The 26693-nt window shown below is 53.1% G+C and carries 26 protein-coding genes; 7 read left to right on the plus strand and 19 right to left on the minus strand.

Annotated elements, in window-relative coordinates; genetic code table 11:
- The first annotated feature begins 54 nt into the window (after nucleotides 1-54).
- Both QHG98_07665 and QHG98_07670 read left to right on the plus strand, forming a co-directional pair.
- Nucleotides 55-747 (plus strand): PspA/IM30 family protein, encoded by a 693-nt coding sequence (locus tag QHG98_07665; protein MDH7597593.1) that lies wholly within the window; start codon nucleotides 55-57, stop codon nucleotides 745-747.
- The gene (locus QHG98_07670; GenBank protein MDH7597594.1) at nucleotides 744-1022 is read left to right on the plus strand and encodes a hypothetical protein; all 279 of its coding nucleotides are present in this window, start codon (nucleotides 744-746) and stop codon (nucleotides 1020-1022) included. The genes QHG98_07665 and QHG98_07670 overlap by 4 nt, the downstream gene beginning before the upstream one ends.
- Here the strand turns inward: QHG98_07670 and QHG98_07675 are convergent.
- The 4 genes from QHG98_07675 to QHG98_07690 form a co-directional block, all read right to left on the minus strand.
- Nucleotides 1019-1591, minus strand: coding sequence for a hypothetical protein (locus QHG98_07675; protein ID MDH7597595.1), 573 nt, complete (start codon nucleotides 1589-1591; stop codon nucleotides 1019-1021). The two genes, QHG98_07670 and QHG98_07675, sit on opposite strands and share 4 nt — an antisense overlap.
- Nucleotides 1591-2454 carry a zinc metalloprotease HtpX gene (htpX, locus tag QHG98_07680; protein ID MDH7597596.1) on the minus strand — a complete coding sequence of 288 codons (864 nt, stop codon included), beginning with the start codon at nucleotides 2452-2454 and terminating at the stop codon, nucleotides 1591-1593. Before htpX ends, QHG98_07675 begins: the two co-directional genes overlap by 1 nt.
- Before the next feature lie 1949 nt (nucleotides 2455-4403).
- The gene (locus tag QHG98_07685) at nucleotides 4404-4742 is read right to left on the minus strand and encodes a P-II family nitrogen regulator (protein MDH7597597.1); all 339 of its coding nucleotides are present in this window, start codon (nucleotides 4740-4742) and stop codon (nucleotides 4404-4406) included.
- A 9-nt stretch (nucleotides 4743-4751) separates the two neighbouring features.
- Nucleotides 4752-5969, minus strand: a complete 1218-nt coding sequence (locus QHG98_07690; protein MDH7597598.1) for an ammonium transporter — start codon at nucleotides 5967-5969, stop codon at nucleotides 4752-4754.
- Nucleotides 5970-6264: 295 nt separating this feature from the next.
- On the opposite strand from QHG98_07690, the gene psmB reads away from it, so the two are divergent.
- Together psmB and QHG98_07700 are read left to right on the plus strand one after the other, a co-directional pair.
- The gene (psmB, locus tag QHG98_07695) at nucleotides 6265-6888 is read left to right on the plus strand and encodes an archaeal proteasome endopeptidase complex subunit beta (protein ID MDH7597599.1); all 624 of its coding nucleotides are present in this window, start codon (nucleotides 6265-6267) and stop codon (nucleotides 6886-6888) included.
- A 21-nt stretch (nucleotides 6889-6909) separates the two neighbouring features.
- On the plus strand, nucleotides 6910-8817 hold the full coding sequence (locus QHG98_07700) for a beta-CASP ribonuclease aCPSF1 (protein MDH7597600.1): 1908 nt from the start codon (nucleotides 6910-6912) through the stop codon (nucleotides 8815-8817).
- 467 nt (nucleotides 8818-9284) lie between these two features.
- Here the strand turns inward: QHG98_07700 and QHG98_07705 are convergent, their stop codons facing one another.
- Nucleotides 9285-10937 carry a hypothetical protein gene (locus tag QHG98_07705; GenBank protein MDH7597601.1) on the minus strand — a complete coding sequence of 551 codons (1653 nt, stop codon included), beginning with the start codon at nucleotides 10935-10937 and terminating at the stop codon, nucleotides 9285-9287.
- Nucleotides 10938-11433: 496 nt separating this feature from the next.
- Between QHG98_07705 and QHG98_07710 the strand changes: the two genes are divergently transcribed.
- Nucleotides 11434-12078, plus strand: a complete 645-nt coding sequence (locus tag QHG98_07710) for a hypothetical protein (GenBank protein ID MDH7597602.1) — start codon at nucleotides 11434-11436, stop codon at nucleotides 12076-12078.
- A 131-nt stretch (nucleotides 12079-12209) separates the two neighbouring features.
- On the opposite strand, the gene QHG98_07715 is transcribed toward QHG98_07710, so the two are convergent.
- The 8 genes from QHG98_07715 to QHG98_07750 all read right to left on the minus strand — a co-directional run bounded on the left by QHG98_07715 (nucleotide 12210) and on the right by QHG98_07750 (nucleotide 19481).
- Nucleotides 12210-12920 (minus strand): DNA alkylation repair protein, encoded by a 711-nt coding sequence (locus QHG98_07715; protein MDH7597603.1) that lies wholly within the window; start codon nucleotides 12918-12920, stop codon nucleotides 12210-12212.
- A 151-nt stretch (nucleotides 12921-13071) separates the two neighbouring features.
- On the minus strand, nucleotides 13072-14316 hold the full coding sequence (locus tag QHG98_07720; protein MDH7597604.1) for a TIGR00300 family protein: 1245 nt from the start codon (nucleotides 14314-14316) through the stop codon (nucleotides 13072-13074).
- A 26-nt stretch (nucleotides 14317-14342) separates the two neighbouring features.
- Complete coding sequence (locus tag QHG98_07725) at nucleotides 14343-15464, minus strand: RNA ligase (GenBank protein ID MDH7597605.1); 1122 nt, start codon at nucleotides 15462-15464, stop codon at nucleotides 14343-14345.
- Nucleotides 15465-15489: 25 nt separating this feature from the next.
- Complete coding sequence (locus tag QHG98_07730) at nucleotides 15490-16278, minus strand: CBS domain-containing protein (protein MDH7597606.1); 789 nt, start codon at nucleotides 16276-16278, stop codon at nucleotides 15490-15492.
- A gap of 3 nt (nucleotides 16279-16281) precedes the next feature.
- A complete protein-coding gene (locus QHG98_07735; GenBank protein MDH7597607.1) occupies nucleotides 16282-17130 on the minus strand; it encodes a CBS domain-containing protein in 849 nt (282 codons plus the stop codon).
- Entirely contained in the window at nucleotides 17127-18089 is a 963-nt protein-coding gene (locus QHG98_07740; GenBank protein ID MDH7597608.1) for a CBS domain-containing protein, read from the minus strand. Before QHG98_07740 ends, QHG98_07735 begins: the two co-directional genes overlap by 4 nt.
- Nucleotides 18090-18857, minus strand: coding sequence for a CBS domain-containing protein (locus QHG98_07745; protein MDH7597609.1), 768 nt, complete (start codon nucleotides 18855-18857; stop codon nucleotides 18090-18092).
- Nucleotides 18858-18923: 66 nt separating this feature from the next.
- Nucleotides 18924-19481, minus strand: a complete 558-nt coding sequence (locus QHG98_07750; protein MDH7597610.1) for a CBS domain-containing protein — start codon at nucleotides 19479-19481, stop codon at nucleotides 18924-18926.
- A gap of 397 nt (nucleotides 19482-19878) precedes the next feature.
- Here QHG98_07750 and QHG98_07755 point away from each other — a divergent pair, with 397 nt between their 5' ends.
- Complete coding sequence (locus QHG98_07755) at nucleotides 19879-20457, plus strand: acylphosphatase (GenBank protein MDH7597611.1); 579 nt, start codon at nucleotides 19879-19881, stop codon at nucleotides 20455-20457.
- A gap of 22 nt (nucleotides 20458-20479) precedes the next feature.
- On the plus strand, nucleotides 20480-21220 hold the full coding sequence (locus QHG98_07760) for a sugar phosphate nucleotidyltransferase (protein ID MDH7597612.1): 741 nt from the start codon (nucleotides 20480-20482) through the stop codon (nucleotides 21218-21220).
- 5 nt (nucleotides 21221-21225) lie between these two features.
- On the opposite strand, the gene QHG98_07765 is transcribed toward QHG98_07760, so the two are convergent.
- The 6 genes from QHG98_07765 to QHG98_07790 all read right to left on the minus strand — a co-directional run bounded on the left by QHG98_07765 (nucleotide 21226) and on the right by QHG98_07790 (nucleotide 26344).
- On the minus strand, nucleotides 21226-22365 hold the full coding sequence (locus QHG98_07765; GenBank protein MDH7597613.1) for a glycosyltransferase family 4 protein: 1140 nt from the start codon (nucleotides 22363-22365) through the stop codon (nucleotides 21226-21228).
- Nucleotides 22366-22369: 4 nt separating this feature from the next.
- Nucleotides 22370-22645 carry a glycosyltransferase gene (locus QHG98_07770; protein ID MDH7597614.1) on the minus strand — a complete coding sequence of 92 codons (276 nt, stop codon included), beginning with the start codon at nucleotides 22643-22645 and terminating at the stop codon, nucleotides 22370-22372.
- Nucleotides 22646-22727: 82 nt separating this feature from the next.
- Nucleotides 22728-23789, minus strand: a complete 1062-nt coding sequence (locus tag QHG98_07775; protein ID MDH7597615.1) for a glycosyltransferase family 4 protein — start codon at nucleotides 23787-23789, stop codon at nucleotides 22728-22730.
- Complete coding sequence (locus tag QHG98_07780) at nucleotides 23761-24741, minus strand: glycosyltransferase family 2 protein (GenBank protein MDH7597616.1); 981 nt, start codon at nucleotides 24739-24741, stop codon at nucleotides 23761-23763. The genes QHG98_07775 and QHG98_07780 overlap by 29 nt, the downstream gene beginning before the upstream one ends.
- Complete coding sequence (locus QHG98_07785) at nucleotides 24738-26075, minus strand: hypothetical protein (protein MDH7597617.1); 1338 nt, start codon at nucleotides 26073-26075, stop codon at nucleotides 24738-24740. The genes QHG98_07780 and QHG98_07785 overlap by 4 nt, the downstream gene beginning before the upstream one ends.
- Nucleotides 26075-26344 (minus strand): hypothetical protein, encoded by a 270-nt coding sequence (locus tag QHG98_07790; GenBank protein MDH7597618.1) that lies wholly within the window; start codon nucleotides 26342-26344, stop codon nucleotides 26075-26077. Before QHG98_07790 ends, QHG98_07785 begins: the two co-directional genes overlap by 1 nt.
- Nucleotides 26345-26693: the final 349 nt, after the last annotated feature.

A 26693-nucleotide genomic window follows, 5' to 3' on the forward strand; every position in this document is an offset into this window, starting at 1 on the left:
GATGCGCCCGGGCTGTGAGATACAAGTACTGAATGATCTGAGAGGAGGATTTGAATGGGTCTTTTGGATCGTATGGGAACGATTGTAAAATCGAAGATGAGCAGGATAATGGACAGGATGGAGGATCCGAGAGAAGTGCTGGATTACTCCTATGAAAAGCAGCTCGAGCTGCTCCAGAACGTCAAGAGGGGCATCGCAGAGGTCGCCACATCGAAGAAGCGCCTGGAGCTCCAGCGCGCCAGGCTTGCGCAGAGCGCGGAGCAGCTCGAAGGGAAGGCGCGCGAAGCCCTGAGCGCCGGGAGAGAGGATCTCGCAAGGCAGGCGCTTGAAAGAAAGGTATCCCTGCAGAACCAGATCGAGATCCTGGATTCGCAGATCGCCGAGCTGGACCGCGAGGAGCAGAAGCTCATCGGTGTGGAGACACGCCTCTCGACGAAGATCGAGACGCTTCGCGCCAGGAAGGAGGCGATAAAGGCGCAGTACTCCGCAGCAGAGGCGCAGGTGAAGGTGACCGAGTCTGTGACAGGCATAAGCGAGGAGCTCGCAGACGTCGGACTTGCGATACAGCGCGCCGAGGAGAAGACTGAAGGCATGAAGGCCCGCGCTGCGGCGCTTGACGATCTCCTCGAGAAGGGGGCTCTTGAGGACTACACCGGGGGGGACGCGCTGGAGCGCGAGCTCTCAAAGGTCAGGACGTCAGGCGCTGTAGAGGCGGAGCTGGCCAGGCTCAGGGGTGAGATGAAATGATCATCAGGATCCTGGGCGAGGGACAGTACAGGGCGCCTGATACCATTCTCGAGGATCTGAACGCCATAGACAACCGCATCGTGGAGCTTGTGGAGAAGGGCGACAGAGAGGGATTCCGGAACGAGCTGCTGCGGATGGTCTCCCTAATCAGGGAGCGGTGCGAACCACTGGACGCGACTGAGATCACAGAATCTGATCTGATACTCCCACCTCCTGATCTGACGTTCGAGGAGGCGAGGGGTATATTCAGGGGTCAGGGTCTGATAGAGGATTAGAGCGGCATCTCCCATATGGGATACCACCGCTCCACGTCCTTTTCGATGGGTAGCTCTTCCGCCATCACAGACCTCAGCCTGAGCTCCAGCGCGCTGTCCCGCTCGCTTCTGGGTTTTTCTCTGGATGGGACGAACGGGTAGTATGCGCCCAGCTTGAAGCTGAATATCCAGTAAACCTTGAAGCCATTGGAGAATGGATATACCGCGCACAAAAGCTGCTGACCGAGACCGCTGTCTGTGAGGCTTCCGACAACCATGTGAACCCCCGAGACGAGATCCTCGAACTCGGGATCCGTGAGCACCACCCACATGTAGCCGTAGCTGTCATTCTCAATCCGGTATGCAGTGCCGGTCTCTCTTGATCCCAGCCTTAGCAGGTCCTCGATCTCGGCGCGCGTGCGCTCGTAGGTCGATGACTCCAGAGGCTTTATGCAGATCGCCGCGCTTCCCGTTGGCTTCAGCCCGAGCTTCGCCTCGAGCGTGACCCTCGCTGTGGCTATGGCGAAGAGCCTCTCCGACTTCGGCTGTGGCAGCTTTGTGGATCCGAGAATAAAGTCGATGAAGCCCATCAGAGGATCTCCCTCTCAAGCCGCTCAAGAGCCGCTATTCTCGCCTCTATGGGCGGATGTGTTGACAGAAGGTTCGCTATTGCGCCTGTGGGGATTATGAAGAACGCGTTCATCCCCTCAACCCTCCTGAGATCCTCTTTCGGGATCCTGGCCATGGTTCCGCTGATCTTCATGAGTGCAGATACGAGCGCTGATGGTCTTCCAGTAATTATCGCCGAGCCCCTGTCAGCAGAGAACTCCCTGTACCTTGATAGCGCTCTTATGAGTATGAAGCTCACGATCCACACCACCAGCGATACGATCCACACAGCGATGAGGCTGCCCGATTCCCGGTCACGCCTGTCGCCCAGGAAGAAGATATTCTGAACGATAACAGATGCCACTGTCGATAGGAAGCTCGCGATCGTCATCACGGCCACATCTCTGTTTTTGATGTGCGATAGCTCATGTGCGAGAACGGCCTCCAGCTCGCTTTTATCAAGTCTTCTGAGAAGACCGGTGGTGACCGCGACCACGGAGCTTGACTGGCTCCGGCCGGTGGCAAATGCATTGGGCACATCTGTGCGAACAATCGCTATCCCTGGCTTTGGGAGACCTGCTATGGCGCAGAGCCTCCCCACAAGCTCGTGCAGCTCCGGAGCCTCGCTCTCAGAGACGATCCGCGCGCCGACACTGGCCAGGGCTATTTTGTCCGAGTAGAAGTACTGTATGAAGAGAAATACGCCCATGATCAGGACGACTCCCTGTATACCAACACCCATGGCCATTATGACGTTGATGAATATCAGGTATACAGCTGCAAGCAGGAACATCGTCAGAAGCATCCTTGCCTGCAAGCCCCGATCAGCGCTCCATCGTACCATGACTCACACCTCAATGCCAGATACGGCTCATGAGATATAAGCGATTTGTTGCCAGCCGGCGATTTTCATGATATAAAATTTAATTTATCTTAATGAGCTCTCACTTTTGAGATGCATGTTCTGCTTCTTAAAATACTGCTTTTAAAATAATGCAAGTACTTTTATATTATAAAAATTGTCATATGAAGTAAAAAAATATTAGTTTAATGAAGTTAAAATATTAAATTATAATTTTTTAACAATTATGTGTAATAAATGAATAATATTTTTTAAATAAGTTATTATATGTAGTATATCAAATTTGACAATAACTTATAATAAATTAGTATAAAATATTCGATTACCATATTGAGCAACAATATATGCTTTATTTCAAGTTATCTTTATAATGAACTTAATAGTATAAATTAATTTTCGCCTCGTCGAGAAAAGGAGCAGGACATGATATTTTATTTTATAATTTATGTCTTAAACTATACGAGAAGTGTTTTATTCTTAGATATTATGTGCACAAGGATCTGTGATCTTTTGAATTCCCCTTCAGAGCAGTTTTCTGTGCAGTGAAGGAGGGGTATGCGCGCCATGAGGGGCAAATTCACATATCATGTGGAATAAATGGGTTTGTAAAATTGATGTTTCCCGGAAGGACATCTAGATCGATACCATATGATATATGAATAAATACAGGCAGCCTCTCTGTTTCTGGGTCGCGCACATGGTTCAGCTCGCGCATGTGTATTTCTGGAGTGCCAGACCGAACCAGACGAGGATTCCTGAAATCCCAGCTTTGTGTAATAAGCTTATTTGATAAAAGCATGCAGCGGCATTCGCATATCCCTGAACAGCAGTTAAAAGGATTACTTACGCCATACCAGCACAGCAGAAACCCCAGCACACCACAAATACATGAATGAGAAGGATGCCTGTTCGTGTACTCGTATCATTGTGATCAACAGCATTTGTGATCTACTGTGCCGTAAGATGCTGGTTTTCTGACAACCATCCGATGATTCGATTCCAACATCCACTGCTCTGAGGTTGAGTGCCGTAAGATGCTGGTTTTCTGACAACCATCCGATGATTCGATTCCAACATCCACTGCTCTGAGGTTGATTTCTCTTCCCGGTATGTGCTCCCAAATGATCGACGACCCGGATCTCCACCAATCATCTGTTACACACAGTTAATGCGAATAAAATCTAAAACAAATTAGTACAAAAATAATTTATTTTTAAAAATTGTACTTTTTAGTGGATACATAATTTATTTAAAATTATTAAAAACTGTGATACAATTAATTTAAATTTTAATAAATAATTTAAATTAAATATCTATTTTATTGAAATATGAAATTATTTGCATAAATTTGTATTACAGACGATACCAGACCACGTTTCCCCGAAAGTGAGAGTTTTGCTGTGTGGCCAGATGTGGATAGCCCGAGCCCCGAGATCCGGGCACGCTGCTCCAGCATACTGATTATATGGATCGATGTACAGTGTGCCTCCTGCAGGAAAACAGGCTTACGTGCCCGTACGCCCTTATGTGTTTGGCAGCCTGGAGTTCGTGCAATTACAGCTGCCGTAAGCTTTCATCCTTCTGGCACGCATCCACTGCCGCATGCTGGGTTTACAGTTGTTCAAGCTCATGACCAGAAACGATGCTGTTTTTCGCTCTTATCCATCTGATAACTTGGCCCGAAGAGGCACCAGCACACTATGCGTTCCTTCCGAGGATATGAGTGCATTCAGCGACCATCCCGCATCTCCTTCAAGTTGCTGAATACATAAGAGCGCTGCTTTTTTTTGGCAACTGGAGTCAGGCAAGCTGGCTGGTAAACACCCGCTTACCATCATTGAACGCATACAGGACCAATGCCCAAAGTTATCGATGGATGATAGCAAAAGATAGGGAAATGGCGCCTGCACAGGCAGCGCCTCTCCCGCGGATCATTGAATCTTTCCTTCCACCTCCCCGGTCCTCACCTTCCCGGACATCAAGACGGGCAGGACGAAGATTCTGCCGTCTCCCATCCTTCCTGTTCTCGCAGAGTCGCATATCGTTCTCATCACCGTCTCCACATCCTCATCTCTGACAAACATCTCGATCTTCAGCTTCGGCAGCATGTCGACCTCAATGTTTCCGCCGCGGTACTGGAGCCGTATCCCCTTCTGCTCGCCTCTCCCCAGCACCCTTGTCACGGTCATGGCCACGAAGCCCTTCTCCTCGAGGGCCGACTTCACATGCCCCAGCCGTTCCTCTCTGATCACCGCCTCTATCTTCATCATGCTGAAACCTCACGCGTAGGCCTTCTCGCCATGCACGGCGATGTCCAGACCGACATACTCCTCATCCTCTGTCACCCTGAGACCGAGTGTGGCATCCACCAGCCTGGCCAGCACATAGGACACAACGAAAGCATATGCCACAGACGCCAGTGCCGCCACGATCTGGGCCGTGAACTGCTCCGGGTTCCCGTATATCAGTCCTGAGTAGCTGTTCACAGCAGGGTTTGCGAATATCCCCGTCGCCAGTGCTCCCCAGAGCCCTCCGACGCCGTGAACCGCCCAGGCATCCAGGCTCTCGTCAAGCCCGATACTGACGCGGAAGAGCAGAGCCGAGTAGCAGACAAGTCCTGCGAATGCTCCTATCAGCAGCGCTGAGATGGTGTCGACGTAACCTGCGGCAGGCGTTATCGCCACCAGCCCTGCTATTGCTCCGCTGACCATCCCCAGAGCACTTGGCTTTCCTCTGACCCAGCTGCCCAGGAGCCACGCGAGGGCTCCTGCCGCTGCAGAGGTGTTTGTCACCACAAATGCGCTGGCAGCAAGACCTCCAGCGGTCAGCGCAGAGCCTGCGTTGAACCCGAACCATCCGAACCACAGGAGGGCAGCGCCTATCATCGCCATGGGTATGTTGTGCGGCTCCAGCACGTAGGTATCGAAGCCAGCCCGCTTTCCTATGACTAGGGCGATCGCAAGCGCGGAGAAGCCCGAGCTTATGTGAACCACAGTTCCACCCGCAAAGTCGAGGGCCCCGAGGTTCGCGAGCCAGCCGCCACCCCACACCCAGTGCGCCAGCGGATCATACACAAGTGTCGTCCAGAGGATGCTCAGCACTATGAAAGAGCTGAGCTTTATCCGCTCGGCCACTGCAGATGTGAGTATGGCGAGAGTCACGGCCGCGAAGACCAGCTGGAACATCATGTATGCCAGATGCGGAACCGTCCCGGCAAGCGGGGCCTCGCTCATTCCAACGTTGCGCATTAAGATGAAATCCAGTCCACCTACGAGCCCCATGACATCTGAGCCAAATGCCATGCTGTATCCCACCAGCACCCACTGTATGCTCGCCAGAGATATTGCCAGGATCGACAGAGATATCATCGAGACCACAGACTTGGAGCGGACCAGCCCGCCGTAGAACAGGCCGACGCCTGGGGTCATGAGCATCACCAGTGCAGCTGAGATCATGATCCAGGCCGTATCCCCTGTGTCTATTGCCAACCGAATCACCAAAACCAGATAAGAAGTTTCTTATAAAAAGATATTTGATAAATTTTCTTAAAAATTATGAAAAATTAAGCTTCTGGCTCCTGCTTCCGGGTGACGGTCATGCTCGAATAAATTCGAGAATCGTGCATCCAGCAAGTACCAAACCCAGAGTCGCATGCGTCTGGCTCCATGATCCGTGTCTCCAGCTCATTGATTCGAAAGACAGCAGTCCTCCCCAACTCAGATGAGAAAGTTTATATATGGACTGGCATAGAAGAAAACCTGTCGTTTTCTAGTTTTAGTACGAGGTATCCAGATGGTCGAGGCGTTCAAAGGTACAACAACGGTTGGCATAGTCTGTGATGGGGGTGTGGTTCTCGCCTCAGAGAGCCGTGCCACCATGGGCAGCTTTATAGCCAGCAGGACAGCTAAGAAGATCTACCAGATCGACGACCTCGTAGGGCTTACCACGGCAGGGGTTGTTGGCGATGCCCAGGCCCTTGTGAGGATGATACAGGCTGAGGCAAGGCTCTACAGGATGCAGAGGGGTGAGCCGCTCACCATTAAAGCCATAACATCTCTCCTCTCGAACATCCTCAGCGCGCGCCGGTACTTCCCGTTTCTGGTGCAGCTCGTGGTCGGTGGCGTTGACAAGATGGGGCCGAAGATATTCTCCCTCGATGCGCTTGGGGGACAGATCGAGGAGCACGATATCGTCTCCACAGGCTCGGGCTCGCCGGTAGCATACGGCGTTCTGGAGTCTCTTTACAGACCCGGCCTCAGCATGCAGGAGGGCTCGGTGCTGTGTGTCAGGGCGGTCCACACTGCCATGAAGCGCGACTCGGCCTCGGGCAATGGTATAGCTCTCGTGAGGATCACAAAGGACAGATATGAGGAAGTTCCAGCCTCCGAGGTGGAGGAGATCGTGAGATCTCTCTGAGCTATTTTTGGGTGTGTTCTTTTGTCGGTTGAGGATGTTCTATCAGAGCTCAGGCGCAGGATCCAGAGCAAGTTGCCTGCAGATATTAACGTCACAGGTCTGGAGTTTGAGGGCCCTGAGCTGGTAATATACACAGACGATCCGAGGCGGCTTGCTGACGACGGTGAGATCATACGATCCCTGGCCAAGGATCTCCGGAAGAGGGTTGTGGTCAGGCCGGATCTTAAGGTCCTGATGGACCCGGAGGAGGCCATAAAGAGGATACAGGAGGTCGTGCCAAAGGAGGCGGCTCTCACAAACTACTACTTCGACGGAGAGACAGGTGAGGTGATCATAGAGGCGGAGAAACCCGGGCTGGTCATAGGGAGACACGGCGCAACACTGAGGGAGATAACCAAGCTGATAGGCTGGACGCCAAAGGTCGTGAGGACTCCGCCGGTCAGGTCGTCGACCATCGCAAACATCAAGGACTACCTGAGATCTGTTCAGACAGAGCGCAAGAGCATACTCAGATCCATCGGCAGGAAGATACACAGAGATATAGCCTCGAAGGATCAGTGGGTCAGGATATCGACGCTAGGCGGATGCAGGGAGGTCGGAAGGAGCTGCATGCTTCTCTCGACCCCGGAGTCGAAGATCATCATCGACTGTGGAATAAACGTCGGATCGGATGACAGCGCGACTCCATACCTGTACGTTCCCGAGGTCTACCCGCTGAGCCAGATAGATGCTGTTGTGCTAACGCATGCACACCTCGATCATTCCGGGCTCGTCCCGATGCTGTACAAGTACGGCTACGAGGGGCCAATTTACTGCACGCCGCCCACAAGAGATCTGTATGTGCTTCTGCAGCTGGACTACATCGAGGTGGCCGGGCGCGAGGGCAAGAGGCTGCCGTATGAATCAGCGATGATACGAGAGGCCCTGAAGCACACGATAACCCTGAACTATGGAGATGTCACCGATATCGCTCCTGACACAAAGCTCACGATGCACAACGCAGGGCACATTCTGGGATCTGCGATAGCGCACTTCCACATCGGCGACGGTCTGTACAACGTCGCGTTCACAGGCGACTTCAAGTACGAGAGGACGCGGCTTTTCGACCCTGCTGTAAACAGCTTCCCCAGGCTTGAGACCCTGGTGATAGAGGCGACATACGGAGGGGCCAACAGCATTCAGCCCTCGCGAAAGGACGCTGAGAACCACCTCCTCAAAGTCGTCAGGGAGACCATAGGGAGGGGAGGGAAGGTTGTGATACCGGCGTTCGCTGTCGGCAGGAGCCAGGAGGTGATGGTGGTGCTCGAGGAGGCCATAAGGAAGGGCCTGATCGAGGAATTCCCCGTCTACCTTGACGGCATGATCTACGAGGCCACCGCGATACACACAAGCTATCCGGAGTACCTGAACAACGAGCTTCGAGACATGATCTTCCACAAGGGGATAAACCCGTTCCTCGCCGAGTGCTTCGTCCAGGTCGAGAACTCCAAGCAGAGGGACGAGATAATAAACGGGGAGCCCGCGGTCATCCTGGCCACAAGCGGCATGCTGAACGGCGGGCCGATAATGGAGTACCTCAAGGGTCTCGGGCCGGACGAGAAGAACACGCTCGTGATAGTCGGATACCAGGCTGAAGGCACACTGGGTAGAAGAATCCAGAAGGGATGGAAGGAGATACCGCTCACCGTCGAGGGAAAGACTCAGACGGTCAAGATGAACATGGATGTCATCACCGTGGACGGATTCTCAGGCCACTCGGACAGGAACCAGCTCATGGAGTACGTGAGAAGGGTGTATCCGAAACCCAGCAGGATCATCACAAACCATGGCGACGAGAGCAACTGCCTGGATCTGGCGAGCTCGATATACAAGAAGTACAGGATACCGACATCCGCTCCGATGAACCTGGAGACGATACGGCTGGTGTGATCGATCCGGCGGAACATGCTCAATACGTTGAGCTAAATTGCCATCTCGATGGATCTCTGGATGAACGAATCTGCCACAGCAGCTTCACTTGATCGGTAACTCAAGCACGCTCACCATATTGAGCAAATACATCCGGCGGTCTGCACATTGAAATGAAATCATCCAGGGATTCAGCTAACCGGCAATCTCGCAGAAAGATGCAGTATCGTCTGACGCCGATTCGAGTTCCAGAGTCGCTCTTATCCATCTGATAACCTGCCAGCAGAGAGCAGTCATGCCATGCGCTCGTTTCGACTTATCTTCGACTGCGTCGATGGCCTGGCGAGCGGATGAGTGCGTTCATCAACTGGCATGTCCTTCAAGTTGTTAAATACAAAAAACAAAAGAGCCTCCAGAGTCTGCCTCTCCGACTATCCAATCACATGAGCCCCATAAAAAAGATCGGATCTGTGGCTGCCCACAGATCCTCACCATCCGGCCCTGAAGGAGTATGGCGGTTTGAGCCAGGATCTGAACGATGTGTAGTATCCTCCGAAGTCCGGCCTCCATGCCATGAACGAGTACCCCTTCTGTATCGTGAAGTCCGCGTCGCTCGTGTCAGATGCCTCGGCGCCAGTATCATATATCACCGTGACCTTGACGCGCGCCTGTGTTGTTGCTATGTTCGGTGGTCGCCAGGTGAAACTCGTCGCAGGTCCCATTATGCTCGCTATCGTGTGCGGGAATGTCCTTCCTCCGTCTGTTGAGTATGAGAGCACAACACCCGATACAGAAGCTGATGATGGCATCGTCCAGGTGATCGTGAATGGAATCTGCCTCTTCAGGACCTCTCCGCCATTCGGGGTTACGAGCCTTACAAGGTTGGAGTCCATGGATTTGACGAAGAGCCAGGTCTCTGTGATATCCGGCGCACCTGCTCTTGTGAACTTGAATGTTATGACATGACTGCCGGCTCCAAGCCCGGCCCATTCAGCATCTGTCATCGACCATCCAGGATAGTACCAGATCTTGGCGTTTATGCCCGTGCTTATCGTATTCCAGTTACCGCCGTCGATCTTGTACTCTGCTGTGAGCAGATCCCATATCGACTGCACCTGGAACGTTGTGAGGACAGGCTTGGTGTTATACGGAACCGGGCTCGAAGCTGGCTCTATTGTGACACTGTAATCCTTGCCTGCAAGAGCAATCGGAGATCCAGTGAGCAGAGATGCTGAGAACTTTCCGCTCACACGGTTCTCAGCTGCGTTCACAACAGTATCCCTGGCCTGGATCCAGTTGTTCCCATCCCAGACATAGAGGTTGAGCGAGTTCTCGGCAACGTATGTGAGATCCGCATCAGCGTAGGACGTGGTTATGGTGGCCTCGCCGCCCGGATTGCCCGTCAGTATGACATCAAAGTATCTGATCGGTATGGCGGGAAGTTTTGATGCATCGTACGGCTCCTCTCCAGGCATGTATGCTGCGCTGCCCATTATGGTCCCGCTGTACACAATTCCCCTCAGCTCGACCATGATACCTGCATCCGGATTGTTGAAGACCACAGGAGATGCGGTTGTCGCCTTTCCGTTTATGGTCCTGGCAGTGAGCCACGGGGCGTAATCCACAGAGCCGATCACAACGTTGTTCGGGCTCACAGGCTTGCCCTTATCTCTTCCAGAACCTCCATCACCCCAGAAACATGCCCTTGAGAGAATCGTTGACGCCAGGGTATTTCTGAGGCCCACGCCATTGCCCTCTATGTTATTGTACAGTATAAGTGGGCTTGTGTTTGATACATCTATGCCGTTGCCGGTCGATGCGCCAGTGATCGTGAAGCCGGTCAGAACCACGCCAGAGCCGGTGATTGATACAGCGTTTCCTGACGGATTGGCCGCTTTGATTGTGGGATTGTTGATGCCCACCAGCTTCAACGCCTTATCCACCACCACGTTCTCATTGTATGTGCCAGAGTATACCACGATGGTGTCTCCCGGGCTGGCATTGTTGATGGCATCCTGGATGCTGCTCTTGGTACACCCGTATGAGCATACAGTATAAGTGGCAGCATCCGCTGATGCAACCAGGATCAAAATCGCCAGCCAGAGAGGCAGAACTAAGCTTACCCCCCTTCTCGAAATCATCGCTACTCACCATATTTGCTTATTGAGTAATGATTATTAGTATGTAATATATATACTTTCCTGCCAAGCAAACGCATATCTGGTTTTAAAAATATGATGAATTAAAAAAGTTATTAACATTATTATTCAATTTATTGGAGTGCTCCCGCATATGAGTGCAGAACCCTGTCGAGAGGCTGGAGATGGCGTGGGAATAGACCAGCAAATACTGCTGTGCTGAATAATTGTAAGGTCGAACGCCACCGATTTTGTAATTACGCTCTTATGTATTCAGCAACTTGGAGATCATGCGGTAGGTTGCTGAATGCACTCATCCGCTCGCCAGGAGCGCATAGCATGACTGCTGCCTCTCCGGGCAAGGAGCGATTACAATTTGTATGAATTGCCCTCTGCTATCGTATTCTCAAACATCATTCAACAGCAGATACACAACCTTTATCACAGAGGCATGCAGAGAGTCTGATCTGCCTGATGAACTCGATTAGGAGTTGCCCTGATGGAGACCCTGGGAGATCTGATCCGCGGGCTCCGGGAGATTTCGCGCGTGGAGCCCTCAAGGGATGATGTTGAGAGAATATTAGGATGGCGCCCCGAGTCCATACGGGTTCTCGCGCCCTCCGAGGACGAGAGCATAATGGTGATCGTCTTTGAGAGGGGCATGGTGCTCGAGGTCCGGTACTTCCTCAACGACAGCCTGAGAGCCATGGGGGACGATATGGAGATGCGCCTCATGCTCCAGGTGGATATCACCTCCAGGGTGGGATACAGCGTCTTCTACTCGAAGTACATCCACGGACAGGGATACATAAGGGTATCACTGAGAGATGTCGAGAACAAGATGGTCCAGAAGATCCTGGAGGACTATTACCTTCCCAGGCTCAGAGGCATATACAAGCCTGTGATCATGGAGTTCAGAGGTTTCTCCGACAGGGATTTCTTCGGCGTCGAGGCCGGGAGAGAGCACGGCTACATCTACTACTCCCCTGTCCGGCCGAAGAGCGGAGAGAACGAGGTGAGAATCCTGGATGTGGTCGCAAGACTCTACCATCTGGAGTCCATCCTGAAAAACAGAGATGTCCAGCACCAGCTTGCAGAGCTCGAGCTGCAGATGAGCCTGCTCCCAAGCGTGATGTGGATGTGATCTCCGGATTCATGTGCAGGGGCTAAAGATGCCAGCTCGGTGCGCACAGTCGTCCTTGCACAGGCAATGCAGAGCGATCCTGCATAATATCCGGCTTCCAGGGTCCATCAGGTGACGGTTTTGGGCAGGTTCTACCTCTCCATCGCCATTCTTCTCATATCAGGAGGCATCCTCTCGATGGCGTAGCGCAGCGTGGTCCTGGGCATCACTGCCTTCCGGGATATGATGTACTGGAAGACCTCCTGCTGGTGGCACCTGCTGGCCTCCTTGAGAAGCCAGCCGCAGCCCTTCTGGACCATGTCATCAGTGTCTTTAAGCAGCAGATCGGCGATCTCGAGCACATCGCTCAGGAACAGCCCTCTGCGCGCTGGGAGTATCATGGTCGCGGCCGCAGCCCTCCGCACCCACCGGTTGTCTGATCCAGACCATCTCTTCAACCTCTCGATCTGCTGGGGATACATCTCAACGAATGTTCCAAGAGAGTGGTTGCAGAATGTATCGCACTTGACCCAGTTGTTGATGTAGGCTGCAACCCATCGCTCGAACACCTGAAAATCCCGGGGCTCGTAGCTCCTCCGGAGGGAGTACGCCCACTCGAATGCCACGATCGCGTCCTCTGTGTAATCCGTCTCCAGAAGGTCCTCGCAGAGCTCAAAGATATCGGTTTTCCCCAGGTGGCGGAGCCTCCTGAAATGACGCCTGGCGATCTCTCTGACCACAGGCGTCCTCACACCGTAAAGCCTCACAGGCTCCCTGAAGAAGCGCTGAGCAGACTCCCGCGCCCGGGCGTCAGCGTTCTGCAGCAGCTCGGCTCTTACCAGAGATACAGGATCCTCGCACATTCCATACATGATTCTTGCGCTCTTATCCATATGTTAACTTGCCCAATAGAAGCACTGGGCTTGCTATGCATTCCAGGTAAATGAATAAGTGCGTTCAGCAACCATATTGCACGACCCGCAAGTTGCCAAACACATAAGAGCGGATTCTTGTTCATGAGGAGTCCAGACTGCCGGACTGATATCCTCCAGCCTTCCTGATCTCCCCGGCAAGCATCGGCAGGAACGTCCCGACATCCGTGACCAGGCCTATCGCCTGGGCTGTGCCCCTGTCCATGAGCTTCGTGACGGTCGCGGGGTTGATATCCACGCACAGCGTCTTGACATAGGAGGGAAGTAGGTTCCCGGTCGCGATCGAGTGGAGCATCGTCGCCATCATCAGAGCCATGTCCACCCCTTTCAACGCCTCTGCCATCGCATCCTTCGCCCTGACTGTATCTGTTATGACCTCGGGAAGGGGGCCGTCATCTCTTATCGATCCGGCAAGCACGAAGGGTATTCCCTTTTTGATGCACTCGTACATTATGCCCCCCCGGATCTTGCCCTCCTTTATCGCGTTCTCTATCGAGCCGCTGGCGATGATCTCGCTTATCGCATAGAGGTGGTTCCTGTGACCCCCTGAGGTCGCGTTCCCCTTCATGTCCATTCCGAGGCTTGTGCCGAAGAGCTGTCTCTCTATGTCATGAACAGCGAGCGCATTTCCTGAGAGGAGGACATCGATGTATCCCTCCCTGATGAGCTGGGCAAGCGCAGGCGCGGCGCCGGTATGGACCACCGCGGGGCCGCAGATCGCAGCGATCCTCCCGCCCTTTCTCTTTGTCGAGACTATCTCCTCTGCGATCTGCCTCACGATCTCCACACTGGGACGCTCTGATGAGACCTCATTCCTCATGAAGCCGAAGAATGATTTCTCCCTGGGGCGCTCTGGTGGCACGACCTTAACGCCAGTGGTCCCCACGACGACCATGTCCCCCTTTTTTATGTGATGTATCGGAGTGCATCTCGCGCTGCTTCCTGACACCACTATGAGGCAGTCCATCCGGCTCCCCTCGACAGGGATCCAGGTTCCTCTGAGCCTGATATACGTGGGATGGTTTGTGGTCGAGTAGAACCCCCTGGGAACCACCATGTCGCTGGGCGCTGGCTCCAGCCTGACATCCTCCGAGTCCACGAGCCTCGCACCAAGCGCATTCAGCGCCTCAAGGATCTGGTTGAGATGCGACTGGTCCCTGCCGATAAGCGTGAGCCTGACATGGCTTGGCTCGTCCTTTCTCTTGCCCACAGTGAACTCCTTTATCTCGAACTCGCCCCCCATGTCCATGATCCTGTCAAGCGCCTTCGTCAGGATAAGCGAGTCGATCAGATGCCCCTCCATCTCTATATCGCATATCTCACTCATACAAACAACAGCTCCAGAAACTCCGCTCACCAGGGCTGGCCCTCGATGACCGCGAGGGTCTTGTCGTTGGTGGACATCACCTGCTTCAGGATCCTGACCACATACCTGTCTCCGTCCTGCTCCGGTATATCGAAGATGGCCTTCGTCCCCATCCGTCTGAGGTGCTGCTCGAAGTCACGCGCGGTCTGTATCGATCTCACCCTTATCTGCACCTGCTGCACGATCTGCTCGCCCTGCATTCTTCTGCGGATCGTATCGGTGAGCGGCACCAGTATGCTCTCCCCAAGCCTTAAAGCTCTTTCTCTCAGTGCCGCTTCATCCTCATTCCACTCGACCGACTGGAACCCCTCACGAACGACCCTTGAGAAGAAGAAGTCCTGCGCGTAATCGTTGTAGTACCTGAAGGCGAACTCCAGGTCGCTGCAGTTGCTCTCCGAGGCGGTGTACTTCAAAGGGCTCGCCCGATTCTCAGGATCCTTTATGACCACCCCCTCCCGCCCGGCCCTCCCGAGCCTCTTTATTATGCGAAATATCTCATCTGCAGCCCTCTCAACCGGGAACTCGCCGAAGAACGGGACGACCTTAACGCCGTACTCCTCTGCAAGCGCATGCGTGGCATGAACGCCCATAATCGACCGGCAGTTCTTCTTCGAGATGTCGAAGAGGTAGAAGTCGATGCTCTCGACCGGATAGACGTCCTTAGGCACATATGGATTCTCAGGACCGACCATCTCCCCGCACAGGACAATGTCCGGATTATCCTCGAAGAGATCCGGATCCACCCTCTCCCGAACGATCTCTGTCGAGAAGGGGCATATGTATCCTCCCCTGGTCAGAGCATACACATCACCGTCCACGGAGACGGCTCTTATGTTGTAGCCGTTCATCTTCTCCTCGACCGCCACCCTGTCGAGAAAGTTCCTCCTGATGGCGGGGGCCAGCATCATGGCCCTCCTTATCTTCGGATACCCGTGTACCACATCACCGTTCTCGAATATCACAGTCCCGGGCTCAACCCCGGATATGCCCTTCTCGAATCGGAGGAGACGGGGCTCAGGCCAGCTGGAGAGTTTCAGGATGCCTTCCATCAGAGACTCAAGCCTCTCGACAGGCACACCCAGGCTCCTCGCTGCCCTGCTCAGGTTCATGATCGAGAGCCCCTGAAAAAGAGGATCAGGCGGCCAGGGCCCTGGTCCTGACCAGGTAGTCTATGAGGCACCTTCTGGTGATCATGCCCGCAAGTGATCCGTCCCTGTTGAGCACCGGAAGACCTCCGCGGTTCTCCTCCAGGATTATCTTGCGGACCTCCTCAAGCGGCGTGTCCACATAGACGTACTTCACATCATGCGTCATGACATCAGATACCAGAAGGTTCTTTATCCTGGTCTCCTGCTGTCTCCACGAAACAAGATCTCGAAACGCCCTCAGGGCCCTTGCTATGTCCCTCTCTGTGAGGATACCCACGAGCTTTCCGCCATCGAGAACCGGAAGCCTTCCGATATCCCTGTCCATCATCATTCTTCTGGCATGTATGAGCCTGTCCCTCGGAGATACTGTCAGGGCTGAGCGCATGGCATCCTTCGAGACGCCTGTGAGCTTGACGCTGGCAAGGATCTCCCTCGGCCTCACCCATCCCAGGATCTCGTCGTTCTGAGTAACGACCAGAACAGACGTCTTCTGGAGAAGCAGTATCGCCTCATCGACACCCATCTCGGGGTGCACCGGTATCACAGCATCAAGCGTCGCAGCTGCCACGTGGAGTGAGGAGGCGGGCATCCCAAGCCGTCTCCTCGTGCCGAGGACCCTGGCGATCTGTCGCATCGTTATTATGCCGCCGAGCTTGCCGTTGTTTGTCACAAGCAGCCTCCGGGTGCCGTGCTTCTCCATAAGATCAAGCGCGTGCCCGAGACGCTCAGATTTGTCTATCGTTATCGGCGGGGTCATTATATCCTTAACCTGCATGCATCACCATCTCCCTATCTCTGCGACGACCTCTCTGGTGGAGAAGAACCCGACCATGCTGTCGTTCTCGATGACAGGCATGCCGCATATACTCTTCTCCACGAGAACCTTTGCATCGTCGACAGCTCTATCGTCGACACGCGCTGCTATGATCGGCGACGACATGATGTCCTCCGCAACGAGCGGCACCTGCTTTATGTACCTGTACTGCTTCCGCCCGGCTGTGCTCTCCTTTCTGGTCATCTTTATGCTCTTCATCCTCGGCTGATCGAACGAATCGAATATGCCCGCAAATGTCAGGTTCGATCTTGTTATGACTCCCACAGGCCGCATGTTGTCCTCGTAGACCAGCACCCTGCTCACCCCGTGAAGGTTCATCTGCTCCACGACATGCGCTATTGTGTGATGCCTGTGAACGCTGACCATGCCCTCAGCCATGAGATCCCCGACCTTCGAATCGAGGTTCTGCTCTGCGAAATACCTGAGCAGATCCCTGGAGGTTATTATGCCCACGAGCTCCCCATCCTTCTCCACAGGAAGTCCATCGATCTCGTTCTCCATCATGAGCTCTGCAGCCTGGGTGAGCGTTGCGTCCGGATATATCGTGATCGGGTTCTCAGTCATCACAAGCTGCACGGGGATCCTGTCGATCGGCCTTCTTCTCCATTCAGGCGCCGCCTGAGCGAGCCTGTTTGATATGTCGTACTTTGTGACTATTCCCACAAGCTTCCCCTTGTCCATCACGGGAAGCCTGCTTATGTCATGCTTGAACATCAGGTTCCTGGCCCTCTGGATGGGCTCGTTCCTCTCCACCACCCAGACAGGTGTTGCCATGTAATCCTTAACTCTCATCTCGCAACTCCCCTATGCTCCGCCAAAGCCCTCAGGAAATCCCTCTCAGTTATGATCCCCACCATGGAGCCGCCCTCCATGACAGGCAGGGATCCCACATCCTTCTCCACCATCAGGTTTGCAGCGTCCTTCAGCCTGGTCCTCGGGTCTGTCATGATGAGAGATCTCTTTATGAGGCCCTTTATCGGCTGATCCATCACATCCTTTATATCGCCTGTGATTATCTTGCTGAACGCCTCCCCTGAGGCCATGTACTTCATGATGTCTGAGGCTGTTATTATCCCTGTCAGAACGCCATCCTGAATTACCGGAAGGCGCCTGAACCCCTTCTGCACTATCATCCTGGACGTCTTCTCTATGGACATGCTGGCGGGGGCTGTAACCACATTCGGGCTCATGTACTCCCTGACGGTCCTGTCCATGTCAAGGCCTCTCACAACCTCCACGAAGTCCTCCTCTGTTACGATCGCCTTTATCCTCGACCTCTCATCCACGATCGGAAGACCGCCCACGTTGCGCTCGTACATGATCCTCAGCGCCTCATCCACCGAAGCGGTATCCGGAGCCGAGATCAACTTCGTGCTCATGATCTCCCGTATCTCAGCATTGATGGCCGCCAGAATGTTGCCCTCGTACTTCTTTCTCACCAGGTTGTGCCTTATGCCCCCTCCAAGAAAGTCCACGATATCCACGCACGTCACGAATCCTAGAAGCCGGTTCGTGCCTGCGTCCGCTATCGGCAGCCTCCTGAAGCCGTAGCTGTTCATTATCTTGATCGCGCCGATTATCGTTGTCGTGGGTGGGGCAGTGACAACCTCTGTGCTCGCTATGCTCAGAATATCCCCCTGGCGTCTCGCCACCCTCGAATCGAACTCAACCGGTCCTCTGTCCATGCTGCCCGGAGGGACTGGTATCCCCTCGACCCTCTGATCCCCAATCCTGTGATCAACTCTCTTCATTCAAACATCACCAAGGACCGCTTTAATAAGATCATACCTATCGACTATACCTACCAGCACATCATTCTCCACCACAGAGATGCGTCCGATGTCGTGCTTCAGCATCACCTCCACCGCCTGCCTGAGCGGGGCGTCTCTCTTGATGCTGTACAGAGGAGTGCTCATCAGCTTCTCCACCCTGATCTTGGCGGTGTCCTTAGACCTGTACATGTCCTCCTTGCCCAGCCTGGCCCACCCCCTTTTCAGTATATCAAACCTGGTGATGATCCCGATGGGCCTCCCGGACTCATTCACCACCGGGAGACCCGTAATGTCCTCTTCAAGCATCCTGTCCCATACCTTCGATATCGGGTCGTCGGGCCTGGCGGTGATCACATCTCTGGACATGATGGCATCGACCGGCTTATCCGGAATCCTGCTGAGGTCGAGGTGTTTGAATATGTCCAGAAGGCTCACAACACCCCTGAGCATCCTGCTGGAAGGCGAGTCCACGACCGGGAGAAGCGTCACCTTCTCCTGGAACATCAGCCTGGCCGCGTCCATCATATCCATCTCCTCGGTGATGAGAGGCACGCTGACAGTGAATCCCGCCACAGTGACGTTCGACCTTGTGGAGGTTATCCTGAGCATATCCTGGTTTGTCACGATGCCGATGACGCGACCCTCTGGGTCTATGACGGGAAGTCCGCGCACATGGTTATCCCTTATGAGCTGGCGCGCCCTGGTCGCAAAATCTGTCTTCTCCACATAAAGTGGATCCCTGGACATAATATCAGCTACTTTCATTGTTGCTCCCCATCCAGAATGCCTGACAATAATCCGAAGCAGAGAATATCATCTGCTGATATCCCGACAGCTCCAACAGAGCATCTCCCCATCAACAGAGACCAGAGAGTCTGAAAGCTGACCGCAGCGCTCGCATATCCCTCTGACCATCTCGCTTGGCTCCTGGAAGTGCACGCTCTCCCTGTGCATCTCTATGAGATCCGCCAGAATGTCGTTCAGCCCGAGAGATGCACCGGAGACGAGATCTGTGTCGGTGATTATCCCCACCAGTCTGCCATCGTCGGAGATGACCGGAAGCCGCTTCACGCCGGATTTAAGCATGAGCTCGGCAGCATCACGGAGGCTTGCATCCGGGTGGATCTTTATCAGCGGGGAGTTCATGACATCCCCCACCCGCACCTTTCTGGGATCCTCAGCTCTGGCGACTACTTTCTTCACGAGATCTCGCTCGGTTATGATTCCAATGGGTTTTCCCTCCCGAACCACTATCAGGCTGCCAACATTGGCAGAGATCATCCTGCCTGCAGCATCCAGCACGTCCATATCTGCGTCGACTGTCAGCACCGGGCGGCTCATGATCTCTCGCACACGCATCGTAGTCTCCATCGCCTCAACCTCCGTTTCTTCATACTCTATAATTCCGCATTCAAATTCTTAGCGAACTCAACCTATAAAAGAGTCTCTGTGGGCCAGCAGATGCATAACAAGATCCATTAAACCTTCGACTTCGTCGGATGGCCCCGACGGTCGAAGCCAGGAAGCCCCATCATATTTTTTATGATCCGCACATCGAACCGTTCCTCAGCATTTCTGCGGCTTTGCTTCCCCCATCCTCGATCAGCTCAGGCTCAAGAGCGAAATTCTACACAGCATCTGCGAGCGCCTCTCAGTCACGCGGGTGAGAGATGTTAGAAGGGAGCATCTCGAATCATGCTGCAGCTGCCGAACCAGGAGCCAAGAGAACTCGAACTTATTTATAGATTGAAGGAGATCCTCGTTTTGTATGCGCAGAGCTGTTGTGATTGCCTCGGGTGATGTGCAGCGTGTCGGCTACCGGGATGCTGTCCTCAGGGCAGCCCGAGATCTTGGCATCTCAGGCTATGTTAAGAACATCAAGCCGTATGATGTGGAGATAGTGGCCGAGGGCGAAGAGGGGGATCTGAAGAGGTTCATCGAGGCCATCCGGATTCAGAGGTACCCAATCAATGTGAGATCGCTCTCTGTGAGATGGGAGGATGCGACAGGGGAGTTCGAGTACTTCAGGATCATATACGGGAAGTGGACCGAGGAGCTCCTCGAGAGGATCGATACAGCAGTAGCGCTGCTTTACAGAAGTGTGGAGCTGGGTGAGAAGAGCGTCGCAATCGGAAGGGAGATGCTGAAGAAGCAGGATCAGATGCTGCAAAAACAGGACGTGATGATCGAAAAACAGGACATGATGCTTGAGAGGCAGGAGGAGACGATCGAGGAGCTCCGCGGTGTGAGATCTGATCTCAAGGAGCACATGGAGCAGAGGTTCGCCAGGATCGAGGAGGAGATCGCTGAGATCAAGAGGGCGCTGAGGGAGCTCGGCGTCAGCTGATCCTGCGGATGGAGAGAGGAGGATGGTGAAACTTGGAGTCATACCTGCGGCAGGCTCCGGCACGCGCCTCGGGCCGTTCACGAATGCGATAGCGAAGGAGCTTCTGCCGGTGGGAGAAAAGGCTGTCATAGAGCATGTCGTTGAAGCGATGAGGCTTTCTGGAATAGAGGATATAGCGATAGTATGCAGCCCGCACAAGCATGGGCTCTGCGATTACCTGGGATCAGGCAGGCGGTTCGGCGTGAATCTCGTCTACGTCATGCAGGACGAGCGGAGGGGGTTAGGGGACGCGGTTCTCGCTGCTGAGCACGTCATCGACGAGAGCTTCGCGGTCGTGCTCGGCGACAACTTCTTCCACCCGAAATCGTTTCTGAGCGAGCTGATCTCATATCATCTTGAGAGAAGGGCGGATGCAACCCTGGGCGTCGCGGAGGTCGAGGACGTCACGAGACACGGCATCATCAAGCCTGAGGGCGACAGTATCGTCGACATCGTGGAGAAGCCATCGCCCGAGAGGGCGTTCAGCAATCTCGGAGCCATCGGGATGTACGTATTCTCCCCCGATATCTTCGATGCGATACGGGAGACGGAGCCGGGGTACAGGGGTGAGATCCAGCTCACGGACGCCGTGAAGGTCATGATCGATCGTGGGAGAAGTATCTTATACAGAAAGATCGATGGGATCCACATCGATGTCGGAACTCCAAAAGATCTGATGAGGGCGAACGAGTGGTATCTGAGGAACTTCATGGATCGCTGCTGATTCGTTCATCCGAGACCCATCGCCTCCATCATTCTTTTGTTTATGATCCGCACATCGAAACGCTCCTCAGCGATTCGACGGCTCGCCTCTCCCATCCGCCCGATCAGCTCAGGCTCAAGAACGAAACGCTCCATCGCCTCAGCGAGCGCTCCGACGTCGCGGGGAGGCACCAGGAATCCGTTTTTGCCCTCGAACACGGTCTCGCGGCAGCCAGGAGCGTCCGTCGTGATCACAGGCCGGGCCATCGCCATCGCCTCCTGGGTGCTGCGGGGCACGCCCTCTCTGTAGTAGGATGGCAGAACGAAGACGCTCGCCTGTGCGAGCCATGGACGCACATCGGGGACGTGGCCGGGCCACTCCAGGATGCCCTCTGAGACCCAGGCCTCGATCTCGTCCCTCCTGAGGCCGCCCGGGTTTGTGTCGAGGCCGCCGAGCAAGATGAAACGCGTATCAGGGTACCTGGACCTGACAAGCCTTGCGGCCTCCGCGTACTCGACGATGCCCTTCTCCCGAAGGAGGCGGGCTGCGAGGAGGAATGTAACGGGATGCTTTACAGGAGGTGCTGGTTTCCATTCATCAAGATCGACACCGATGCCGCCGAGGAGGAACGCCTTATCAGAGGAGACCAGCCCGCGGCTGAGGAACTCCTGAACGTCATCTCTATTCAGGAAGATCACCCTGGCAGCACGGCTCAGCGCTGCTCTGTAGAGCTGCTCGACTACGTGTCTTAGCACCCTGCGCTTCAGCGGCTCTCTGCCCTCCGGTGGGGTGAAGACGTAGCCGAGGCCCTCGATCATCGCAAACCTCCGCGGCACCCCTGCAAGCCATGCAGCAATCGTCCCGTAGATCACGGGCTTTATGGCATAGCCCAGCGTCAGATCAGGCTTCAACCTGCGAAGAAGGAATGCCAGGCGCAGCATGTCGAGTAGATCACTCAGCGGGTTCATGCCCGTTCTCGATAGCGAGAAGCTCACCGGCTCTGCGCCCAGTGCTCTGACGGCTGATCGCGTGCTTTCATCATAGTCTGGCGCCAGGGCCATGACCCTGTGGCCTGCTGCCACCATATCAGCGATCAGCGGGCCGCGGAAGTTCACGAGCGAGAAGGCCTGGTTGCCGATGAGGCAGATGCGAAGCTTTTTGGGCATGCTCTCAGATCCCTTTCCTGCTCAGAAGCTCCCTGTAGAGCTCCTCCCACATCTCCACCACCCGGTCCAGCGAGTAGTTTGCCTCGATGTACCTGCGACCTGCCTCGCCCATGCGCCTGCGCTCCTCCTCGGGAAGTGACATCAAGCGCAGCATCGCGTCTGCCAGAGCCACTGGCGCCTTGGGGGGCACCAGGAAACCTGTCTCGCCATCACGGACGACCTCGCGGTTGCCGCCGACGTCGATGGCGACGATTGGCTGGCCATACAACAGTACAAACATGCCCTCCAACACTACCTTTATGGTTATCTTTTTCATGACCTGTAGGTGCATTTCGTTTCCACATTCATACATTTAGATGGTGCTACTCGCAGACAGAGTGTAGTATCTCAGCCAGGCGGGGAGCCGTAACCTGTAAACAGTAATGTGTCTCAACTTTTTTGCGACCGGCGATACCCATGCGCACTCTTAAGTCGTGATCATCTATCAGGGCGTTCAATGCACGCACCCACTCCTCTTTGGTAGATGCAAGGAAACCATTAACTCCATCTTCGACAATTTGATTATTTACACCAACAGGAGATGCTACCACAGGCCTGCCGCATGCCATGTACTGAATCAGCTTGTATCCACACTTGCCACGCTCCCATGGGGAATCCAGCAGAGGCATGATCCCTACGTCAAAGCTGTGAATAGCCTCAACCTCAGTTTCTTTCGACCATGGACGGACCTCTACAGGCACACCATCAAGAGCGATATGACCAGATCCCACCAAAAGCACACGCGCTAGGTTATTCTGACACACATCAGTAAGTGCAGAACCAGCAACATGAAGATATCTAGCAGTCACAGGGGTGCCGATCCATCCGATCGTAAAAATCTTGTTCCTGTTAATGGGCCCTGGAGAATATTGCTCTAAATCGATCACAGTTGGTAGGATCTCTACCCTCCTTGCTCCAGAAATTCTTGCTCGCTTTGCGATGTACTCATTACCAGCTATTACCACGGCGGCTTGTCGCATAACCGCATCTATTTTATGACCAAGCAGGTGGCGAACTGCTCGATTTGAGTTAAGATCATATCTGTGAAAGACTGCATCATCATATTCAACTATATAGGGAATTTTCAGTCGAGTGAGCATGCCTTCTGCCCAGGCTGGCAGCCAGGGAAATAGCTCCTTTTCGATCCATAGCAGGTCATAGCTTCGAGCATCGAGAAGAGAACGAATCCGCTGAATGTATGAAGATATAACCAAGCTGATGCGCTTTCTTTTGCCAGCATAAAGGTCTTTGATGTAATTATCATCAAGTAGCGGAGCGACTGTGACATCAAAACCCTGATTCCTGAGATACGGAATGTATTGGTAGCATCGAACACGACTGCTGGCGCCTAGGTAGCTATAGCGACTCAGCAGGAGCACCTTCATACTTGCCCAGCCCCCATACATATTTAAAAATCTTTGGAGCTTCTCTCCATAGCAGGATATATCCTTTAAGAGTATTCGCCATTTCTGTAACCGATAGTCTGGCAACTGCCCAGACCAAACGCGTAAATGGCTCGACAAGCAGCGTCATGAGTGTCACCACTGTAGCTGATCCCCACCCAAAGTGTTTATAGCTGTAGAGAATCCTGCTTCTTAGACTGTAGAATAGTCTCCGGTCCTTTACCTGCCTGCTCGTTCCACCACCTTTATGGTATGCCTGAGCATCTGCAAGGTATAAGCTTTTCCATCCAGACTTCCAGGCGCGGTAGGAGAGGTCTAGATCCTCATAGTAGACGAAGAAGCGCTCGTCAAATCCGCCTAAGCGTTGAAATAATGATCTACGTATCAATAAGAAGGCACCCATGACCTGATCTACCTCCCGGCTTTCTTTGTGATCCCATTCTTTCATGAAATGGTCTGGGAACATCTTTGGGAACAGCTTGCTCAGCCCAAGAGAAAGAAAACAGAAACTGGCGGGCGTAGGAAACCGAGCGCATGTCCGTGCGACATCTCCAGATTCATTCAAGAGCTGGATGCCAACGATGCCGACCATTTGGCTATCTAGTCGCTCCATGAAGTCAAGAGGTTTTATCAGAGAACCCTCAAGAAGTTTTACGTCGGGGTTCAAGAAGAGTAGATAATCGCTTTGACTGGATCTGGCACCCTGGTTGCAGGCAGTAGCAAAACCTTTGTTATCTTCGTTACGAATAATCCGGATCGGTAAATCGAAATTGCCTATACCATTCATGGAGCCATCATGGGATCCATTATCGACGATGCAGACGTTGGAGAGCCTAAAGCCATCTTTGGATGCACCCATGATGCTCTCAATGCATTGATGCAGCTGTTTTCCCGAGTTCCAATTGACGATTATTATATCGAGCGATGGTATCATTGGGCTTCACGCCTCCTTTTGGAGAGCTGGCCTTTATGCCACTCGTTGCGATTCAGCAGCCAAAAGTTTATAAAAGCGATCGGGAGGAAGATCACCCACATATAGTCGAATTTTGCGAGATACGGATTCGTTGCATTGGCAATCAAGAAACAGCTCATTCCCACTAGCGTAGGCAACATCCACAGTCCGATCGTGTCACCTGAACGTATAATCGCTAATCCCATATAAAAGATCCAAGCAACGGCCATGGCATATGCGAAGAATCCCAACAGACCGGTTTGAAACAGCAGTGCCATATACGATAATTCATAAGCCCAGGGCATTTCTTCGCTTCGTATGCAACCCGGCACCGATGCCCCCAGACCAGCGCCTAATAGGGGAGACCTTGCCCAGGCATCTAGCAGGGCGAAGAATTGCTCTTTCCGTATGGAGTTGCTTATATCTTCTGTGCTAAAAATCGACTCTATTATTAGCATCAATGAGATATTGTGGATGTACTGAAGCCATGCAATGAAAACCACTAATAAAATCACCACAATAATAAAAGCGCGCATTATCTGTGTCCGAGTAGTTCGCCTTATGCTCTGCGGCAAAAAGGAACAGAACAATAGTGAAATGATTGGAGACATGAAAATTATAAGAATTAGCGCTCTACGTGCACTAAGGAATGAAACGACCAACCCAACAATCAATGCGGCAAAGATCCAAGGTCGAGGGATCGGCGTCGCATCCTTCGGCCAAATTAATAGTGCTGCAATTAGGAACGGAATAAGGAACACCAGGGAAGATATATTATATAGATTATACTCTATATATCCCTCATAAAAACCGATCGCTTGACCTTGGTCAATTGAAATGTAAAAGGCCTCTGGTAGCCAACCTGCCGCAAAAAGGATGTAGCTTAAATTGTAGAGGCTGATAGCAAATACGGCAATGATCAGTATCCTGATCAGATCTCGGATTACCCTATTATTAGAAGCATATGATGCAAGCAGAGTAAACAGCATCGGCCAAAAAACATATACTGTCGCAACACGCAATGCTCCTGGGGCCCCATTAAATAATCCTAAAATTATAAATATAAGACCTATAGAGACTACAAATAGCGTCCATATTAACACGTTATAATGAAGAGGAAGCCTGCCACGATGTAATGTGATAATAATAATTGATAAAAATATTATTAATAATAATATCAATTTTAATAATTTATAGGTTGTTGGCACAAACAACATGAGGAAGAATAAAAGATAACCTGGTGAGAGAAAGATGCATTTTTTGCTGGGTAAGTGTAACTGAATTCTCGCCACCTTCGGCCACTCCTCTCCTGCCATCACCCTCTCCTCCCCGCGACCATCACGACCTCCTCGCCCCCGCCGCGCGCATGCTCGATCGCCTGGAACGCGAGCCCCTGGAGGCGCATGCGCACCCCCGTGCGCGCGGGTGAGCCGTGCGGGAGAGAGCCATCGCGGCGGATGATGGCAGAGGCGGCGTGCATCCACCGCGCGCTCCTCACAGTTGTGAGCTGATGAAAGCCCAAAGCCTGCACACCCTGTGGACCACGGATCATCTTAATACATCCTCCGCGCAGCTTTACAACCACCTTACCGATCGAGCTGCTAGAAAGATCTTTCGCTACTGATTCCGGGTCTGCTCGGCAGTTGCCAAACACATAAGAGCGTATACTTTATATCGATCTGAAGATGAGAGATTAAAAGCAGTTGAACCGGGAGAAAATTCATGGCTGCTATTACAAAAAATGAAATCGCGTATTATGATCAGAAATGTGTGTGGGATAAATATGATAATAGTCCAGAGGAAACGAGGCGGGCTATTGCTACTATCCGGCTCATACCAGAAGAGGTTAAATCAGTTCTAGTGCTCAGTAACATTAATTTTTAATCATATTGTAGTGTCGTTTGAGTTTTGCTCTGGCGTTATCTTTGCTGAAC

It is taken from the genome of Methanothrix sp., assembly GCA_029907715.1.
Lineage (GTDB): Archaea > Halobacteriota > Methanosarcinia > Methanotrichales > Methanotrichaceae > Methanothrix_B.

What these genes read in the sequence shown, in the direction of transcription:
- QHG98_07685 (MDH7597597.1), bottom strand. Translation starts at nt 4,742, where the DNA reads ATGATGAAGATAGAGGCGGTGATCAGAGAGGAACGGCTGGGGCATGTG.
- htpX (MDH7597596.1), bottom strand. Translation starts at nt 2,454, where the DNA reads ATGGTACGATGGAGCGCTGATCGGGGCTTGCAGGCAAGGATGCTTCTG.
- QHG98_07735 (MDH7597607.1), bottom strand. Translation starts at nt 17,130, where the DNA reads ATGAGAGTTAAGGATTACATGGCAACACCTGTCTGGGTGGTGGAGAGG.
- QHG98_07750 (MDH7597610.1), bottom strand. Translation starts at nt 19,481, where the DNA reads ATGGAGACTACGATGCGTGTGCGAGAGATCATGAGCCGCCCGGTGCTG.
- QHG98_07705 (MDH7597601.1), bottom strand. Translation starts at nt 10,937, where the DNA reads ATGATTTCGAGAAGGGGGGTAAGCTTAGTTCTGCCTCTCTGGCTGGCG.
- QHG98_07780 (MDH7597616.1), bottom strand. Translation starts at nt 24,741, where the DNA reads ATGATACCATCGCTCGATATAATAATCGTCAATTGGAACTCGGGAAAA.
- QHG98_07745 (MDH7597609.1), bottom strand. Translation starts at nt 18,857, where the DNA reads ATGTCCAGGGATCCACTTTATGTGGAGAAGACAGATTTTGCGACCAGG.
- QHG98_07785 (MDH7597617.1), bottom strand. Translation starts at nt 26,075, where the DNA reads ATGGCAGGAGAGGAGTGGCCGAAGGTGGCGAGAATTCAGTTACACTTA.
- QHG98_07675 (MDH7597595.1), bottom strand. Translation starts at nt 1,591, where the DNA reads ATGGGCTTCATCGACTTTATTCTCGGATCCACAAAGCTGCCACAGCCG.
- QHG98_07730 (MDH7597606.1), bottom strand. Translation starts at nt 16,278, where the DNA reads ATGCAGGTTAAGGATATAATGACCCCGCCGATAACGATAGACAAATCT.
- QHG98_07760 (MDH7597612.1), top strand. Translation starts at nt 20,480, where the DNA reads ATGGTGAAACTTGGAGTCATACCTGCGGCAGGCTCCGGCACGCGCCTC.
- QHG98_07715 (MDH7597603.1), bottom strand. Translation starts at nt 12,920, where the DNA reads ATGTGCGAGGATCCTGTATCTCTGGTAAGAGCCGAGCTGCTGCAGAAC.
- QHG98_07720 (MDH7597604.1), bottom strand. Translation starts at nt 14,316, where the DNA reads ATGAGTGAGATATGCGATATAGAGATGGAGGGGCATCTGATCGACTCG.
- QHG98_07755 (MDH7597611.1), top strand. Translation starts at nt 19,879, where the DNA reads ATGCGCAGAGCTGTTGTGATTGCCTCGGGTGATGTGCAGCGTGTCGGC.
- QHG98_07710 (MDH7597602.1), top strand. Translation starts at nt 11,434, where the DNA reads ATGGAGACCCTGGGAGATCTGATCCGCGGGCTCCGGGAGATTTCGCGC.
- QHG98_07765 (MDH7597613.1), bottom strand. Translation starts at nt 22,365, where the DNA reads ATGCCCAAAAAGCTTCGCATCTGCCTCATCGGCAACCAGGCCTTCTCG.
- QHG98_07670 (MDH7597594.1), top strand. Translation starts at nt 744, where the DNA reads ATGATCATCAGGATCCTGGGCGAGGGACAGTACAGGGCGCCTGATACC.
- psmB (MDH7597599.1), top strand. Translation starts at nt 6,265, where the DNA reads ATGGTCGAGGCGTTCAAAGGTACAACAACGGTTGGCATAGTCTGTGAT.
- QHG98_07725 (MDH7597605.1), bottom strand. Translation starts at nt 15,464, where the DNA reads ATGAACCTGAGCAGGGCAGCGAGGAGCCTGGGTGTGCCTGTCGAGAGG.
- QHG98_07740 (MDH7597608.1), bottom strand. Translation starts at nt 18,089, where the DNA reads ATGAAGAGAGTTGATCACAGGATTGGGGATCAGAGGGTCGAGGGGATA.
- QHG98_07775 (MDH7597615.1), bottom strand. Translation starts at nt 23,789, where the DNA reads ATGAAGGTGCTCCTGCTGAGTCGCTATAGCTACCTAGGCGCCAGCAGT.
- QHG98_07770 (MDH7597614.1), bottom strand. Translation starts at nt 22,645, where the DNA reads ATGTTTGTACTGTTGTATGGCCAGCCAATCGTCGCCATCGACGTCGGC.
- QHG98_07665 (MDH7597593.1), top strand. Translation starts at nt 55, where the DNA reads ATGGGTCTTTTGGATCGTATGGGAACGATTGTAAAATCGAAGATGAGC.